Here is a 15,871-nt window from a genome sequence, read left to right on the forward strand (position 1 = left end):
GGAGGGACATGACCGACCAGAATCTCGCCATCGTCGTTCTCGCGGCGGGGCAGGGCACGCGGATGAAGTCCGCCACCCCGAAGCTGCTCCACCCGCTCGGGGGCATCCCGATCGTCTCGCACGTGCTGGCCACCGCGCACGAGCTGGGGGCGGCGCATGTGATCGCCGTCGTGCGGCACGAGCGCGACCGTCTCGCCGAGGTCATCGGAGCCGACATGCCCGAGGCCGTGATCGTCGACCAGGACGAGGTGCCGGGCACCGGGCGCGCGGTCGAGCAGGCCGTGGCGGCGCTCCCGGACGACTTCACGGGCGACGTCCTCGTGGTCAACGGCGACGTTCCGCTGCTCGACGCGGGCACCCTCCGCGAGCTCATCGAGAGGCACCGGGCGGGCGAGGCGGCTGCGACCATCCTGTCCAGCTTCCCGGCGGACGCCACCGGTTACGGCCGCATCGTGCGCACCCCGGAGGGGCACCTCGACCGCATCGTCGAGCACAAGGATGCGACCCCCGCCGAGCGCGAGATCGGCGAGATCAACGCCGGCATCTACCTCTTCGGGCTGGCCGCGCTGCGCGACAAGCTGGCGCTGGTCTCCACCGACAACGCCCAGGGCGAGAAGTACCTCACCGACGTGATCGGCCTGCTGCGCGATGCCGGCTTCGACGTGGATGCGCTCCCCGTCGCCGAATCCTGGCTGGTCGAGGGCATCAACGATCGCGCCCAGCTCAGCGACGCGGCGGCGAAGCTCAACGCCCTCATCGTCCGGACCTGGCAGCTGGCCGGCGTGACGGTGCAGGACCCGGCGACGACGTGGATCGACGTCAAGGCCAAGCTCGCTCCGGACGTCACAATCCTCCCGGGCACCCAGCTCCGCGGCGCGACCCTGGTCGAGACCGGGGCGACGATCGGACCGGACACCACCCTCCTGGACACCGAGGTGGGGGAGGGCGCGACCGTGACCCGCACCGACGCGACGCTCGCCGTCATCGGCGCCGGCGCGATCGTCGGTCCCTTCGCCTACCTCCGGCCGGGCACCGTCCTGGGCGAGAAGGGCAAGATCGGCACCTTCACCGAGACGAAGAACGCGGTCATCGGCGCCGGGACCAAGCTGGCCCACTTCAACTACGTCGGCGACGCCGAGGTGGGGGAGAAGGGCAACCTGGGCGCCGGTGTGATCACGGCCAACTACGACGGCGTGAACAAGCACCGCACGATCATCGGCTCGCACGTCCGGATCAGCACGAACACCGTGCTCGTCGCGCCGGTTAGGATGGGAGACGGAGCGTACACCGGGGCAGGCACGGTCGTCCGCAAGGACGTTCCCGCCGGAGCCCTTGCGATCACCGTCGCCCCGCAACGCAACATCGAAGGCTGGGTCGCGCAGAAGCGGCCGGGCACAGACGCCGACACGGCTGCCCGCGAGAGCGACGCCGCCGGAGTCCGTGCAGCCGAAGACAGCGCAGCCCCGGGCAGCGCAGCCCCGGAGAGTGGAGAGTAAGTGTCAGGGATCACCACGACCGGCCAGAAGCGGCTCGTCCTCATCTCCGGTCGCGCGCATCCTCAGCTCGCTCAGGAGATCGCCGAGAGCCTCGGCAGCGAGCTCATCCCCACCGACGCCCGCACCTTCGCCAACGGTGAGATCTATGCACGCTTCGATGAGAGTGTGCGCGGCTCGGATGCGTTCGTCATCCAGTCGCACACGTCGCCGATCAACGAGTGGCTCATGGAGCAGCTCATCATGGTGGATGCCCTGAAGCGTGCGTCCGCCAAGCGCATCACGGTCGTGGCCCCCTTCTACCCGTACGCGCGTCAGGACAAGAAGGGCCGCGGCCGCGAGCCGATCTCGGCCCGCCTCGTCGCCGACCTGTTCAAGGCGGCCGGCGCCGACCGCATCATGTCGGTCGACCTGCACGCCGCGCAGATCCAGGGCTTCTTCGACGGCCCCGTGGACCACCTGTTCGCGATGCCGGTGCTCCTGGAGCACATGAAGCGCGAGCTCGACCCGTCCACTCTGACCGTGGTCTCGCCCGACATGGGCCGCGTCCGGGTCGCCGACATCTGGAGCGACAAGCTCGGTGCGCCGCTGGCGATCATCCACAAGCGTCGTGACCCCCTCGTCCCGAACCAGGTCTCGGTGCACGAGATCGTCGGCGACGTCAACGGCCGCGTGTGCCTGCTCGTCGACGACCTGATCGACACCGGCCGCACGATCGTCAAGGCGGCCGAGGCGCTTAAGGAGGCCGGAGCGACGGGCGTCGTCGTCGCGGCGACGCACGCCGTGTTCAGCGACCCCGCCGTGGAGCTGCTGCAGAGCGACGCCATCGACTCGGTCGTGGTGACGGACACCCTCCCGCTGCCGGAGCACAAGCGCTGGGAGGGCCTCACCGTCCTGCCAATCGCGCCGCTGCTGGCGAGCGCGATCCGCGAGGTGTTCACCGACGGTTCCGTCACCTCGATGTTCGACGGCGCCGCGTAGGCGCTCCTCCGCGTTTCGCGTCCCGACGGCGCGTCGCTCGCTTCCGCCTCCTGACCGACGGCTACGGAAGCTGGTGCGGAGCCGAGGGGATGAGGCCGAGCGGCGCGACCCAGGCCGCGTCGCCCTCCGTATTGAGCGCGTAGCACTGCCACCCGGGGCCGACCGGCCCGAACAGCTCGAAGCGAGCCGACGAGTCGACCGACTCGGGCTGGTACTGCCGCGCGTACACCGCGCACGTGTAGCCGGCGGTCTGGGTCTGGATGCTGATCGTCAGCAGGATGCCCGGGAGCAGCAGCGCACCCAGCGCAACCACGACGAAGACCCGGCTCGCGACGGTCATCCCGCGCCCGCGGAGCGGCCGTTCGTCGCGCGGCTCGTACCCCGCGAGCTCCGGATGGTCCTCGTACGTCACGCTTCGAGTCTGCCGCTCCGCAGCCCGCGAGTACAGGAAAAGTGCGGCGAATCCAGCTGATTCGCCGCACTTTCCCTGTGCTCGGCGGCTAGCGGAGGGGGTTAGTGGGAGGAGGACTCGGTGGTGATCTCGGTGCGGTCGCCGGACCAGAGGGTGTGGAAGGTGCCCGGCTTGTCGACGCGCTTGTACGTGTGGGCTCCGAAGAAGTCGCGCTGGCCCTGGACGAGAGCGGCGGGGAGGCGCTTCGAGGCGAGCGAGTCGTAGTACGACAGCGCCGAGCCGAAACCGGGCACCGGGACACCGGAGAGCGCGGCGGTCGAGACGATCCGGCGCCAGGCGGCCTCGCCCTCGCGCACGGCGTCGGCGAAGTACGGCGCCTCGAGCAGCGTCGCGATGTCCGGGTTCTCGTCGTACGCGTCGGCGATGCGGTTCAGGAACTGGGCCCGGATGATGCAGCCCCCGCGCCAGATCTTGGCGATGCGGTCTTTGTGGATGTCCCACCCGTACTTCTCGGCGCCCGCGATGATCGCGTCGAAACCCTGCGCGTACGCGACGACCTTCGAGGCGTACAGCGCCTTCGACACGTCGTCGGCGAACGCGGCGACATCCGACGCCTTCTGCACGTCGGGACGCGACTGGATGGTCGCCTGCACCGCCGCACGCTGGTCCGGCTTCGACGACACCGCGCGGGCGAACACGGCCTCCGCGATGCCACCGACCGGCACGCCCAGGTCGAGTGCATTCTGCACCGTCCAGACGCCGGTGCCCTTCGAACCCGCCTGGTCGAGGACGATGTCGATGAACGGCTTGCCGGTCTCCGCATCCACCTGGCGCAGCACCTCGGCGGTGATCTCGATCAGGTAGGACTCGAGGTAGCCGTTGTTCCACTCCGCGAACACGTCGGCGATCTCGGCCGGCGAGAGCCCGCCGACGGTGCGCAGGAGGTCGTAGGCCTCGGCGATGAGCTGCATGTCGGCGTACTCGATGCCGTTGTGGATCATCTTGACGAAGTGGCCAGCGCCGTCGGTGCCGACGTGGGTGACGCACGGCTCGCCCTCCGCGACCGCGGCGATGGACTCCAGGATCGGGCCCAGCGTCTCGTACGACTCGACCGATCCACCCGGCATGATCGACGGGCCGTTGAGCGCGCCCTCCTCGCCGCCGGAGATGCCCGCGCCGACGAAGTGGATGCCCGTGGGCGCGATGCGCTTCTCGCGGTCGATGGTGTCGTGGAAGTTCGCGTTGCCGCCGTCGACGATGATGTCGCCCGGCTCGAAGCGCTCGACGAGCTGGTCGATGACCGCATCCGTCCCGCGGCCGGCCTGCACCATGACGATGGCGGTGCGGGGCTTCGACAGCGAGGCGACGAAGTCGTCGATCTGCTCGGCCGACACGAAGCCGGCCTCCGGGTGCGCCTTCACCAGCTCTTCTGTGCGGGCGTAGGTGCGGTTGAACACCGCGACCGTGTTGCCCTCGCGGGAGGCGAGGTTGCGGGCGAGGTTGGAGCCCATCACCGCCAGACCGACGACTCCGATGTTGGCGGTTGCTTCCTGTGACACGTCGTGCTCCTTCGTGATGCCGCAGCGGACAGGGCCGTCCGCCACGACGGGATGTAGTCGGGGGTCAGCTCTCCCGCTGGTGGCAAGAATCGAGCAGTGCACTCCAGCGTAGCGCGGCCGGGCGATGGCCTCGGGTCGTCATGGTCGTCCCAGCCGGAAGGTCGAGCGCGGGATGTCGTCCACCAGCCGGTGCGCGAGCCGGAAGGCGTCCTCCTCCGCCAGCTGGTGGGTGGCGACCAGGTTCGCCAGGAACGACGCATCCACTCGGCGGGACATGTCGTGGCGGGCGGGGATCGAGCAGAACGCCCTCGTGTCGTCGATGAATCCGCTCGTCTTGCTGAAGCCCGCGCTGTCCGTGATGGCCCGGCGGTAGCGGAGGATGGCGTCCGGCGTGTCGATGAACCACCAGGGCGCGCCTGCGTACACCGACGGATAGAAGCCGGCGAGCGGCGCGATCTCGCGGGAGAACGTGGTCTCGTCGACCGTGAACAGCACGAGCCGGAAGGTCGGGTCCGTGCCGAAGCTGTTCAGGATGGGCGTCAGCGGAACCGTGAACGCGCCGACCGCCGGGAGGTCGTGTCCGGTATCCGGCCCAAAGGTCTCGAAGGTCGGTCGGTGGTGGTTGCGGATGACCCCCGGGTGCAGCTGCATGACGAGCCCGTCCTCGGCGGACAGCTCGGCGAGCCGGTAGAGCATGTTGCGGCGGTAGGCGACCGCCTCCGCCGCGGTGATCGTCCCGGCGAGGGCCGCCCGGTGGATGCGCTCGGCCTCGGCGGGATCGAGGGGATCGCTCCCGGCGTCGATCACGCCGGTGTCCGTCGCGGTGCCTCCCGCGGCGGCGAACGCGCGGCGACGACGGCGCAGCGCTTCCAGCATCCCGGCGTAGGTCGCGGTGTCGACGTCCGCGACCGCTCCCAAGCGCGCCAGCCGACCGGCCCAGCCGTCCTCGTCGGCGTGCATGTACCGGTCGGCGCGGAACGTCGGGACGACGCGTCCGGAGAAGGACGGATCGGCGGCCAGCCGGGCGTGGGCCGCCAGATCGTCGGCCGGGTCGTCGGTGGTCGCGAGCACCTCGATCCGGAACCGTTCGAAGAGCGCACGCGGGCGGAACTCCGGCCGGGCGAGCGTCTCGGTCAGCTGGTCGAAGAGGTCGTCCGCGCTAGCGGCGGACGGCTGCTCCGTCAGGCCGAACACCTCGCTGAACTCCGACTCGAACCAGAACCGAACCGGGGTGCCCAGGAAGGCGTCCCAGTGCTCGCAGAGCCGGCGCCAGATGGAGCGGGCGCTCGCCGACGAGGGGCGGCCGTCGCGCGGCAGTCCCAGCTCGTCGAGCGGGACGCCGACCGCATGCAGCATCCGGGTCACGTAGTGGTCGGGCGTGATGAGCAGCGCCGCGGGATCCGGGAACGGCTCGTCGTCGGCGAGCATCCGCGCGTCGACATGGCCGTGCGGCGACAGGATGGGCGCTGCCGCCACCTCCGCGTGCAGCTGCCGCGCCAGGGCGCGAACGCCCGGGTCGGCCGGGAACAGGCGGTCGGGATGCGGTGCCAGCGTGGTCATGCGGAGGGGGTTCCCTTCGTGGGTGCGGGGGCCGTCGACGCCGGCGCCGGCCCTGTCGAATCCCGCACGGTGAGGTGCGTCGGCAGCGTCGTCGCCTGCCGCACGATCGGCGCGAGTCCCTGATCCAGCCGCGAGAGCAGCATGGCGACTGCGGTACGGCCGGCCTGCTCGATGGGTGCGGTCAGCGTGGTCAGCGGGGGGTTGCAGAAGTCTGCGCCGAAGATGTCGTCGCAGCCGACGATGCTGAGATCGCCGGGCACGTCGACGCCTCGCTCGCGGAGCCGCGCCAGCATCCCGATCGCGAGGAGATCGTTGAAGGCGACCGCGGCCGTCACACCGGCGTGGAGGATCGCGTCGGCCGCGGCCGCCCCGGCGTACTGGCGCGGCGCGAACGGACCGAGCCGCTGAACTTCGACGCCGTAGCGTTCGCCCGCACGCCGCATCGCCCGCCAGCGTCCGGCGTTCGGCCACGACGTCTCGGGCCCGGACACGTAGGCGAGGCGCGTGTGCCCCAGCGAGACGAGGTGCCCGACCGCTTGTTCGATGGCGCTGGGAGTGTCGATGAACACACTCGGAACCCCGCGGGTCTGCCGGTTGATCGCCACGATCGGCATCTCGGAGGCCAGGGTCGCAAGACGGCGGTCGGTCAGCCGGGAGGCGGCGAGGATGGCGCCGTCGAAGGAGCGGCGCAGCTTGTGCAGCATCCCGTCCTCCAGCTCGTCCGACTCCTCCGTGTCGATGAGCAGCTGCGTGTAGCCGGCCGCTTTCAGCTGGTGCTGCGTCCCCCGGATGATGCCGAAGTAGAACGGGTTCGTCACGTCGGACACGAGCACGGCGATGGCCCGGGTGCGTCCGCTGGTCAGTGCTCGCGCCTGCGAGTTCGGGACGTAGTTCAGTTCGCGGGCGGCGCGTTCGATGCGCTCGCGCGTCGCGGCGTTGACCCGGCCCGGATTGGAGAGCGCGCGGGAGGCGGTCGAGGTCGCGACGCCGCTGAGCGCGGCCACATCGGCGAGGGTCGCCGGCCGGCCGGGGCCGTCGTTCGGTGAGGGGTCCACGCGCCCATCTGATCACGATTTGGCAATTCATGGCAATGAATGGCAAACGGTTGCGGCAAAAAATGCATCGCTTCTAGAGTCGTCCCCAGCCTCGGGGTCTGCCCGGGACCTCGATCACGACTCGCATTCCTGCCTCGAAGGAGAGACACGATGAGATCACGCTTCGCACTCGGCGCGGTGGCGGCGCTCGCCGCCGCCGGCCTCGCCCTCACCGGCTGCTCGGGCTCCGGCTCGACCGGCACCAGCACCGCCGCATCCGGCCCCGTCGACGGCAAGGGCAAGACCCTCGACGTCATGATCGCCGCGAACACCCTCTATCCGACCCAGCAGCAGAAGTGGTTCTCCGACGTCTCCGCCCAGTTCCAGAAGGAGACCGGCGCGACCGTGAAGTTCGAGACGTTCGCCTCGGCGAACGACGAGCTCACCAAGATCCAGACCTCTGTGCTCAGCGGGCAGGGACCGGACATCTACGACCTGGGGACGACCTTCACCCCGACCGCGTACTCGACCGGCGCCTTCGTGAAGCTCACGGATGCGGACTGGGCGAAGATCGGCGGTCGCGACCGGTTCACCCCGGCCACCCTCGGCATCTCCGGACCGACCGAGAAGGACGAGGTCGGCATCCCGTTCCTCAGCCGCCCGTTCGTGATGGCCTACAACAAGGATCTCCTGGCCGCGGCCGGCATCGACAAGCCCGCGACCACCTGGGACGGACTCGCCGACCAGGCGAAGAAGCTCACCAGCGGCGACGTGCACGGGATGGCGATCGCCTACGCCGACAGCTTCGACCCGTGGAAGTTCATCTGGGCCATGTCCATGCAGCAGGGCAACACCATCCTCGACCTGAAGGACAAGAAGGCCACGATCGACGACCCGGCCGTCAAGAAGGCGTATCAGACCTACTTCGGCTGGCTGAGCGAGGACAAGGTGGTCGACCCGGCAGCGATCGGCTGGAAGAACGCGCAGGCCGTCGCCGCCTTCGCCAACGGCAAGGCCGCGTTCCTTCCGATGGTGTCGTCCTCGTCGCAGGTGAGCCTCGACGCGTCACCAGTGGCCGGCAAGTACGCCTACGCCGTGATGCCGACCATCCCGCCCGGGAAGACCAAGCTGCCGAGCGACGGGAAGGCCGCCGCGACCATCATCTCCGGCGACAACATGGTCGTCGCCAAGTACTCCAAGAACCAGGACCTCGCCTTCGCCCTCGTCAAGATGCTGACCAGCACCGCGAACCAGGTGAAGTACACGAAGACCTTCGGCGACCTGCCGACCAACGCCGACGCCGCGAAGCAGATCGAGGACGGCAACGACCTGCTCGGTCCCATCCTCGACGCCGGGACGAAGGCGTACGGCACGCCGTTCTCCGGCGCCTGGGGCGACACCCAGCTGGCCCTCGTGAACGTCGTGGTGCAGTCCATCCCGTCGCTCTCCGGCGGCGGAGTGTCCTCCTCCGACCTCGAGACGAAGCTGCAGGCCGCGCAGGCGGCGGCCCAGGCTTCGCTGAGCAAGGCCAAGTAGCCGGTCGCGCCGATGTCCCACCAGACGCTGACCGCGCCCCAGCGCGCAGCCGCCGGAGCTCCCGGCACCCCCGGCCCACCCGCGGGACGGACTCCCGCGGGTGGCCGCCGCCGCGGCCTGGAACGCCGCAGCCGGCCCCTGTGGATGCTGCTGCCCGGCGGCATCCTGATGCTCGTCATCATCGTCGTGCCGCTGATCGTCGCCGTGGTGATGTCCACGCTCGACCTCGACCAGTACACGCTGCAGAGCTGGCTGCAGGCCCCATTCATCGGCCTCGGCAACTATGTGGAGGCGCTCACGGCGTCGCCGCTGCTGCGCTCCATCGGCATCAGCGTCTCGTTCGCGGCGATCGCGGCCGTCGTGACCCTGCCCATCGGGGTCGCGGCGGCGCTCGCCACGCAGAACCGGTTCCGCGGGCGGGCGCTGGTGCGGTCGCTGTTCCTCATCCCGTACGTGCTGCCGGCGTTCGTCGTCGGGACGCTGTGGCGCACGATGCTGCAGCCCGGTGGCGTGGTGGATTCGGTGCTCGGCTCGGTCGGCGCCCACCCGGGTCTCTGGCTGAACGGCCCGCTCAGCTACTGGTCGCTCATTCTGGTGCAGATCTGGACGTCGTGGCCGTTCTTCTACCTGCTCGTGCTCGCGGGTCTCCAGGCGATCGACCACGAGGTGCACGAAGCCGCGGCCATCGACGGCGCGACCTGGGGGATCAAGCTGCGGTCGGTCATCCTGCCGTACCTGCGCGGGCCGATCCTGCTCGCGCTGCTGATCGCCTTCCTGCACAACATCAACGCGTTCACCCTGCCGTTCGTGCTGTTCGGCGTCCCGGCGCCGGAGAACGTCGACGTGCTGCCGGTTCTCACCTACGTGACCAGCTTCCAGAGCTTCCGCTTCGGGTTGAGCGCGGCGATGGCGATCTGCTCTCTCGTGCTGATCGCCATCCCGCTGTTCGTGTACCTGAGAGCGGTCAAGCTCGACACCGGAGAGGAGGAGCAGCGATGACGACCTCGGACCTGTCCCGGTCCCGCGTCTCGAGCGCCGACGTGCAGCGGCTGCTGCCGCGCTGGCTCATCGTGGTCATCGTCACGGTGCTGCTGGTGATCGTGCTCGGGCCGGTCCTCTACATGCTCTTCGCCTCCGTCAACTCGGATGTGGCGGTCGCGTCCGGTGCCTTCCTGCCGACCGAGCTGCACCTGGAGAACTACCTCTCGGTGTGGACGACCGTCGACCTGGGGACGGGCCTCGCCAACAGCGTCGTCATCTGCGGAGCGGTCGCGATCGTCTGCGCGTTCCTCGCGGTCGCGACGGCGTACGTGCTGGTGCGCTTCGAGTTCCGCGGCCGGCTCTCGTTCCTGCGCGGCCTCCTCGGCCTGCAGTCGATCCCAGGAACGCTGATGCTGCTTCCCGTCTTCGTGCTGTTCTCGTCGACGGCGTCGCTGCTCGGAGTGCAGATCATCGGGACGCGCTGGGCGGTGTTCATCACCTACCTCACCTTCGCCCTCCCGTTCTCGACCTGGGTGATGGTGACCTACCTCCGGGGACTGCCGAAGGCGCTGGAGGAAGCGGCGCGGATCGACGGGGCGTCGTCGTGGCGCATCCTGACCGGGATCGTGATGCCGCTCAGCTGGCCCGGGATCGTCGTCTCGGGGATCTTCGCGTTCCTGCTCGGCTGGAACGACGTCCTGTTCGCCTCGGTGTTGACCAATCCCGAGAGCCGCACGGCCGCCGTCGCCCTGCAGGTGTTCGGGGCGACGCAGGAGGGCGGCGCCGTGCCGCTCTACGGGCAGATGATGGCCGCGTCGCTGATCTGCGCCGTCCCGGTCGTGGTGCTGTACCTGGTGTTCCAGCGGTACCTCGTCGGCGGCCTGACCTCTGGAGGAGTGAAATGACAACATGGACCCTGTCGGGGTTCGGCGACGAGATCGACGCCGACCCGGCCATCCAGGTCGCGGTACTGCAAGCGCTCGGAGCGAGCTGCATCGAGGTGCGCAGCGCCTGGGGCGTCAACATCGTCGACCTGGATGCGGAGCAGCTGGACCGCCTGGCCGGCGTCTTCGGTGAGCGCGGGATGGGCGTCTCCGCCATCGCATCGCCCGTCGGCAAGGTCGACGTGTCGCTCCCCGTCGAGCACGAGGTGGAGCGGCTGGGACGCGCGATCGCCGCGGCCCACCGGCTCGGGACGCGCTACATCCGGCTGTTCTCCTTCTTCCGCGGGGACGGCGTCCCGGTCGAGTCCATCCGCGACGACGTGCTGATCCGGATGCGCGCACTCGCCGATCGCGCGGAGGCGGAGGACGTTGTCCTGCTGCACGAGAACGAGAAGGACATCTACGGCGACATCCCGGAGCGCTGCCTCGACCTCGTGGAGTCGGTCGCGTCGCCCGCGCTCCGCCTCGCCTGGGACAGCGCCAACTTCGTCCAGGTGGGCGTCGCGCATCCCTTCGACGACGGGTACGCTGCGCTGCGTCCGCACCTGGAGTACCTGCAGGTGAAGGATGCGCTGTCCGCCACGGGCGAAGTCGTGCCCGCGGGGGAGGGCGACGGGCAGGTGCTGCAGACCCTCACCGCGCTGCGCGACGACGGCTACAGCGGCTTCGCCTCGCTCGAACCCCACCTCACCGACGTGAACGCGCTCGGCGGGTTCTCGGGCCCGGAGGCCGTCGGCCGGGCGGCCCGCGCGTTCCGCACCCTGACCGATCGGATCGGAGTCACCCTCGCATGACGGACCACCCCACCACCGCTCGCACCGACGCCGCCGGCGCCGCCGGCCCGCTGACCGTCGCCATCGTCGGCTGCGGCATCATCGGCCTCAACCACGCCCGCGCCATCCTGCGCCATCCACGGCTGACCATCTCGGCCCTCGTGGATGCGGTGCCCGAGGCGGCCGAACTCCTCGCCGACCGGGTCGCCTCCGAGGGGTCCGGGGCACGTCCCGCGGTCTTCGCGACAGTGACCGACGCGCTCGCCGCGGCACCCGTCGACGTCGTGGTCATCTGCACGCCGAGCGGGTTGCACGTCGCCGTGGCGGAGGAGGCGATCCAGGCCGGCCGGCACGTCGTGATCGAGAAGCCGCTCGACACCGACATGGGTCGTGCCCGCCAGATCCTGGAGCTGGCACGGCGGGCGGAGCGGGACGGCCTGGTCGTCTCGGTCATCAGCCAGCACCGCTTCGACCCGTCCTCCCTCGTCGTCGCCGACGCCGCCCGCACGGGACGCTTCGGCCGGCTCACCAGCGGACTCGCATCGGTCGCCTGGTGGCGCAGTCAGGAGTACTACGACTCGGGCCAGTGGCGCGGGACGTGGGACCTCGACGGCGGAGGCGCCGTCATGAACCAGGGTGTCCACACGGTCGACCTCCTGGTGTGGTTCCTCGGCCGTCCGACGGAGATCTCCGCGCACACCGCGCTGCTCGCCCACGAGCGGGTGGAGGTGGAGGACATCGCGGTCGCGACCATCCGCTTCGCGTCAGGCGCGCTCGCGGTGCTGCACGCGACGACCGCGGCCTTCCCCGGTCTGGCGGTGCGGCTGCAGGTGCACGGGGATGGCGGATCGGCCGTCATCCACGACGATCAGCTGGAGTTCTTCTCGGCCGACGGGGACGCGCGCGATCGCGCGGCCGACGTCGTCCCCGCCGGCGAGCTGCGTGGCGGCGACCGCGGCGAGGACGCCTTCATCGTCGGCCACCTGCGTCAGTACGAGGACATCGTGGACGCCATCGATTCGGGGCGGCTCCCGGGCGTGCGGGTCGAGGACGCCTTCGTCTCGCTGTGCGCGGTGCGAGCCGTCTATCTCTCCGCGACCCTGGGCCGGCCGGTGGCCTTCGACGAGGTGCTCTCGGGCGACCTGGACGACGTCGTCGTCGCCACCGGACCGATCACGACAGGAGCGCACGCATGAGGTTCTCGATCTTCACCGCTTCGACGCCGGACTGGACGCCCGCCGAGGCCGCTCGGATCGTCGCGGCCCAGGGCTGGGACGGCATCGAGTGGCGGATCACCGACCAGGAGGCGGCCGACGTGCCCGGCTTCTGGGCGGGCAACCGCGCGACCTGGCCGCTCACCGGACTCGAAGCATCCCTCGACGAGCTCGCGCGCATCACCCGCGAGAGCGGTCTGGAGTACTCCGGACTCGGCGGCTACGCACGCTGCGACGACCACGACGGCGTCGAGCGGATGCTCGCCGCCACCGCGCGCCTCGGCGCCCGCCAGGTGCGGATCACCATGCCGCGCACGGACACGGGGGAGTACCGCGAGCTGTTCGACGGAGCCCGCCGCGACCTGGAGTGGGCGGCCGGGCGCGCCGCGCACCACGGGGTGAAGGGGCTGGTCGAGCTGCACCACGAGACCATCACGCCGTCCGCCTCCGCCGCCTTCCGGCTGCTGGACGGGCTCGACCCGGAGCACGTGGGCGTCATCCACGACCTCGGCAACCTGGTCATCGAGGGCCGGGAGGAGACGCTGGCGTCGCTCCAGCTGCTCGGCCCGTACCTCGCGCACGTGCACGTGAAGAACGTCGCCTGGCTGCCCGGTGACCCCGAAGCGGACGGCACGATCCGCTGGCACCACGAGTGGGCGCCCCTGCGCACGGGAACCGGCGATGTCGACGCCTACTTCCGCGCGCTCCACGCCTTCGGATATGACGGCTGGGTGACCTGCGAGGACTTCTCGACCGAACTCCCGCTCGAGGAGCGGACCCGGGACGACCTGGCGTACCTCCGCACCGTCGAGGCGCGCACCCGGCCGGTGGCCGCCGCATGACGGGCCCCTCCCGTTCCTCCCGCCACCCGGTGCGCGTGGCCCATCTCGGACTCGGGGCGTTCCACCGTGCGCACCAGGCCTGGTACACCCAGGCCGCGAACGACGCGGGAGACGACGCCGGGATCGCGGCCTTCACCGGGCGCAGGCCGGACGCCGCCCGGATCCTGGCCGAGCAGGATGCGGTGTACACGCTGGTGACCCGCAGCGCCTCCGGCGACAGTGCCGCGGCGATCGAATCCCTCAGCCGGGTGCACGACGGCGCGGACGACCGCGCCTGGCACGAGACGCTGGCCGACCCGGACGTCGGCGTGCTGACCCTGACCGTCACCGAGGCGGGCTACCGGCCCGGCGGCTCCGCGCCCGGTCGTGTCCGTTCCGGGCTGGCGGCCCGGTTCCGCGCCGGGGCCGGGGGACTGGCGGTCGTCAGCTGCGACAACCTCGCCGGCAACGGCCGCGTGCTCCGGGAGGCGGTGCTCGCCGCAGGGGCCGCCGATCCCGAGACCGCCGACCCCGGACTCGATGACTGGATCCGCTCCGAGGTATCGTTCGTCTCGACCATGGTCGACCGGATCACCCCCGCAACCACCGAGTCCGACCTCACCGTCGTCCGGCGGCTGGCCGGCTGGGACGATGCCGCGCCGGTGATCGCCGAGCCGTTCACCGAGTGGGTGCTCGCCGGCGACTTCCCGGCGGGCCGCCCGGCCTGGGAGGCGGGAGGCGCGCGCTTCGTCGACGATGTGGAACCGTTCGAACGCCGGAAGCTGTGGCTGCTCAACGCGGGACATTCGCTGCTCGCCTACCGCGGGCTCCTCCGCGGCCGCACGACCATCGCCGACGCCGTCGCGGATCCCCGGCTGAGCGAGCACCTGGAGCAGCTGTGGGCGGAGCAGCGCGAGGACCTGCCGTTCAGCGACGAGGAGGTGGATGCGGCGCTCGCCGCACTCCGCGACCGCTTCTCCAACGCCCGCATCGAGCATCGGCTCATCCAGGTCGCGACCGACGGCTCCCAGAAACTGGGACCCCGCATCATCGACCCGCTTCGCGCGCGGCTGGGCTCGGGACGGCCGCCGGGCGAGGCGCAGCTCGGCGTCCTCGCCGCCTGGACGCTGCACCTGGTGTCCGGGGACGCCCGCGACCCCGCCGCGGAGGAGCTCGCGGCGCGACTGCGCGACGCCCGCGGCCCCGCCGAGCGCGCCGCGCTCGTCCTCTCCTCCCTCGCCCCCGACCTCGCCGACCTCACCGATCCGCTCGCCGAGCGCATCGCATCCCTGCAAGGAGCCACCGTATGAGAATCACCTCCGTCGACGTCCTGGTCTCGAGCCCCGGCCGCAACTTCGTCACCCTGCGGATCACGACCGAGGACGGTGTGGTCGGGCTCGGGGATGCGACGCTGAACGGCCGCGAGCTGGCCGTCGCCGCCTACCTGAGTGAGCACATCGTCCCGCTGCTCCTCGGCCGCGACGCCCACCAGATCGAGGACACCTGGCAGTACCTGTACCGCGGTGCCTACTGGCGGCGCGGTCCGGTGACCATGGCCTCCATCGCGGCGGTCGACACGGCGCTCTGGGACATCAAGGCCAAGGTCGCGGGGCTGCCGCTGTACCAGTTGCTGGGCGGCCGCAGCCGGGTGGGCTGCCTCACCTACGGGCACGCCTCCGGCGGTGAGCTCCCGGAACTGTTCGACTCCATCCGGGACCACCTGGAGCAGGGCTTCCGCGCGATCCGCATCCAGACCGGGGTGCCCGGCCTGGGCTCCGTGTACGGGGTGGCGTCGTCGGCGAACGCGACGGCCGGCGCGGGCGGGGTCACCTCCCGCTACGACCACGAACCGGCGCGGCGCAGCGCGGTGCCGGTGGAGGAGCGGTGGGACACCCGCGCCTACCTTCGGCACATCCCGGGCGTGTTCGAGGCGGTGCGCAACGAATTCGGCCCGGAGCTACCGCTGCTGCACGACGCGCACCACCGGCTCACGCCCATCCAGGCGGCGAAGCTCGGGAAGTCGCTCGAGCCCTACGACCTGTTCTGGCTGGAGGATGTGACCCCGGCCGAGAACCCGGCCGTCCTGCGCCGGGTGCGCGAGCACACCACCACACCGCTGGCGATCGGAGAGGTGTTCAACACGATCTGGGACTACCGGGAACTGTTCGAGGAGCAGCTGATCGACTACGTCCGATCGCCCGTCACCCACGCCGGCGGCATCACGGGCCTGCGCCGCATCTTCGACTACGCCGCCGTCTACCAGATCAAGTCCGGTGTGCACGGTCCCACCGACGTCTCGCCCGTGGGGCTGGCCGCGGCCATCCACCTCGGCGTCGCCATCCCGAACTTCGGCATCCAGGAGTACATGCGCCACAGCGCCGCGACGGATGACGTGTTCCGGCCCACCTACACATTCGCCGACGGGATGCTCAGCCCGGGCGAAGAGCCGGGGCTTGGCGTATCGTACGACGAGGCCGTGGCGGACGCGTTCCCCTACCAGGCGGCCTACCTCCCCGTGAACCGGCTCCTCGACGGGTCGATGCACGACTGGTGATTCGATGAG

At 70.6% G+C, this 15,871-nt stretch carries 14 protein-coding genes; 10 read left to right on the forward strand and 4 right to left on the reverse strand.

Features of this window, described 5'->3' with window-relative positions; translation table 11 throughout:
• The first annotated feature begins 8 nt into the window (after window positions 1-8).
• Both glmU and P3F85_RS04315 read left to right on the forward strand, forming a co-directional pair.
• Window positions 9-1,496 (forward strand): bifunctional UDP-N-acetylglucosamine diphosphorylase/glucosamine-1-phosphate N-acetyltransferase GlmU, encoded by a 1,488-nt coding sequence (gene glmU / locus P3F85_RS04310; protein WP_374010020.1) that lies wholly within the window; start codon window positions 9-11, stop codon window positions 1,494-1,496.
• A complete protein-coding gene (locus tag P3F85_RS04315) occupies window positions 1,497-2,474 on the forward strand; it encodes a ribose-phosphate diphosphokinase (protein WP_374010021.1) in 978 nt (325 codons plus the stop codon).
• Between the two features lie 61 nt (window positions 2,475-2,535).
• Here P3F85_RS04315 and P3F85_RS04320 read toward each other — a convergent pair whose 3' ends face one another.
• The 4 genes from P3F85_RS04320 to P3F85_RS04335 form a co-directional block, all read right to left on the reverse strand.
• On the reverse strand, window positions 2,536-2,886 hold the full coding sequence (locus tag P3F85_RS04320) for a hypothetical protein (protein ID WP_374010022.1): 351 nt from the start codon (window positions 2,884-2,886) through the stop codon (window positions 2,536-2,538).
• 101 nt (window positions 2,887-2,987) lie between these two features.
• Window positions 2,988-4,397 (reverse strand): NADP-dependent phosphogluconate dehydrogenase, encoded by a 1,410-nt coding sequence (gene gndA / locus P3F85_RS04325; RefSeq protein WP_374010989.1) that lies wholly within the window; start codon window positions 4,395-4,397, stop codon window positions 2,988-2,990.
• Window positions 4,398-4,583: 186 nt separating this feature from the next.
• Window positions 4,584-6,005 carry a glucuronate isomerase gene (uxaC, locus tag P3F85_RS04330; protein WP_374010023.1) on the reverse strand — a complete coding sequence of 474 codons (1,422 nt, stop codon included), beginning with the start codon at window positions 6,003-6,005 and terminating at the stop codon, window positions 4,584-4,586.
• On the reverse strand, window positions 6,002-7,060 hold the full coding sequence (locus tag P3F85_RS04335; protein WP_374010024.1) for a LacI family DNA-binding transcriptional regulator: 1,059 nt from the start codon (window positions 7,058-7,060) through the stop codon (window positions 6,002-6,004). Before P3F85_RS04335 ends, uxaC begins: the two co-directional genes overlap by 4 nt.
• Before the next feature lie 150 nt (window positions 7,061-7,210).
• On the opposite strand from P3F85_RS04335, the gene P3F85_RS04340 reads away from it, so the two are divergent.
• The 8 genes from P3F85_RS04340 to manD are packed head-to-tail and all read left to right on the forward strand — an operon-like array spanning window position 7,211 to window position 15,862.
• A complete protein-coding gene (locus P3F85_RS04340) occupies window positions 7,211-8,575 on the forward strand; it encodes an ABC transporter substrate-binding protein (RefSeq protein WP_374010025.1) in 1,365 nt (454 codons plus the stop codon).
• A 12-nt stretch (window positions 8,576-8,587) separates the two neighbouring features.
• Window positions 8,588-9,574: a carbohydrate ABC transporter permease gene (locus P3F85_RS04345; RefSeq protein ID WP_374010026.1), complete on the forward strand. Its 987-nt coding sequence runs from the start codon at window positions 8,588-8,590 to the stop codon at window positions 9,572-9,574.
• Window positions 9,571-10,461 (forward strand): carbohydrate ABC transporter permease, encoded by an 891-nt coding sequence (locus P3F85_RS04350; RefSeq protein WP_374010027.1) that lies wholly within the window; start codon window positions 9,571-9,573, stop codon window positions 10,459-10,461. The genes P3F85_RS04345 and P3F85_RS04350 overlap by 4 nt, the downstream gene beginning before the upstream one ends.
• Window positions 10,458-11,294 carry a sugar phosphate isomerase/epimerase family protein gene (locus P3F85_RS04355; RefSeq protein ID WP_374010028.1) on the forward strand — a complete coding sequence of 279 codons (837 nt, stop codon included), beginning with the start codon at window positions 10,458-10,460 and terminating at the stop codon, window positions 11,292-11,294. Before P3F85_RS04350 ends, P3F85_RS04355 begins: the two co-directional genes overlap by 4 nt.
• On the forward strand, window positions 11,291-12,469 hold the full coding sequence (locus P3F85_RS04360; protein ID WP_374010029.1) for a Gfo/Idh/MocA family protein: 1,179 nt from the start codon (window positions 11,291-11,293) through the stop codon (window positions 12,467-12,469). The genes P3F85_RS04355 and P3F85_RS04360 overlap by 4 nt, the downstream gene beginning before the upstream one ends.
• Complete coding sequence (locus tag P3F85_RS04365) at window positions 12,466-13,329, forward strand: sugar phosphate isomerase/epimerase family protein (RefSeq protein WP_374010030.1); 864 nt, start codon at window positions 12,466-12,468, stop codon at window positions 13,327-13,329. The genes P3F85_RS04360 and P3F85_RS04365 overlap by 4 nt, the downstream gene beginning before the upstream one ends.
• A 35-nt stretch (window positions 13,330-13,364) precedes the next feature.
• Window positions 13,365-14,618, forward strand: coding sequence for a mannitol dehydrogenase family protein (locus P3F85_RS04370; protein ID WP_374010031.1), 1,254 nt, complete (start codon window positions 13,365-13,367; stop codon window positions 14,616-14,618).
• Complete coding sequence (gene manD, locus P3F85_RS04375; RefSeq protein ID WP_374010032.1) at window positions 14,615-15,862, forward strand: D-mannonate dehydratase ManD; 1,248 nt, start codon at window positions 14,615-14,617, stop codon at window positions 15,860-15,862. The genes P3F85_RS04370 and manD overlap by 4 nt, the downstream gene beginning before the upstream one ends.
• Window positions 15,863-15,871: the final 9 nt, after the last annotated feature.

It is taken from the genome of Leifsonia sp. T36S-04 (genome assembly GCF_042465655.1).
Classification (GTDB): Bacteria; Actinomycetota; Actinomycetes; order Actinomycetales; family Microbacteriaceae; genus Leifsonia.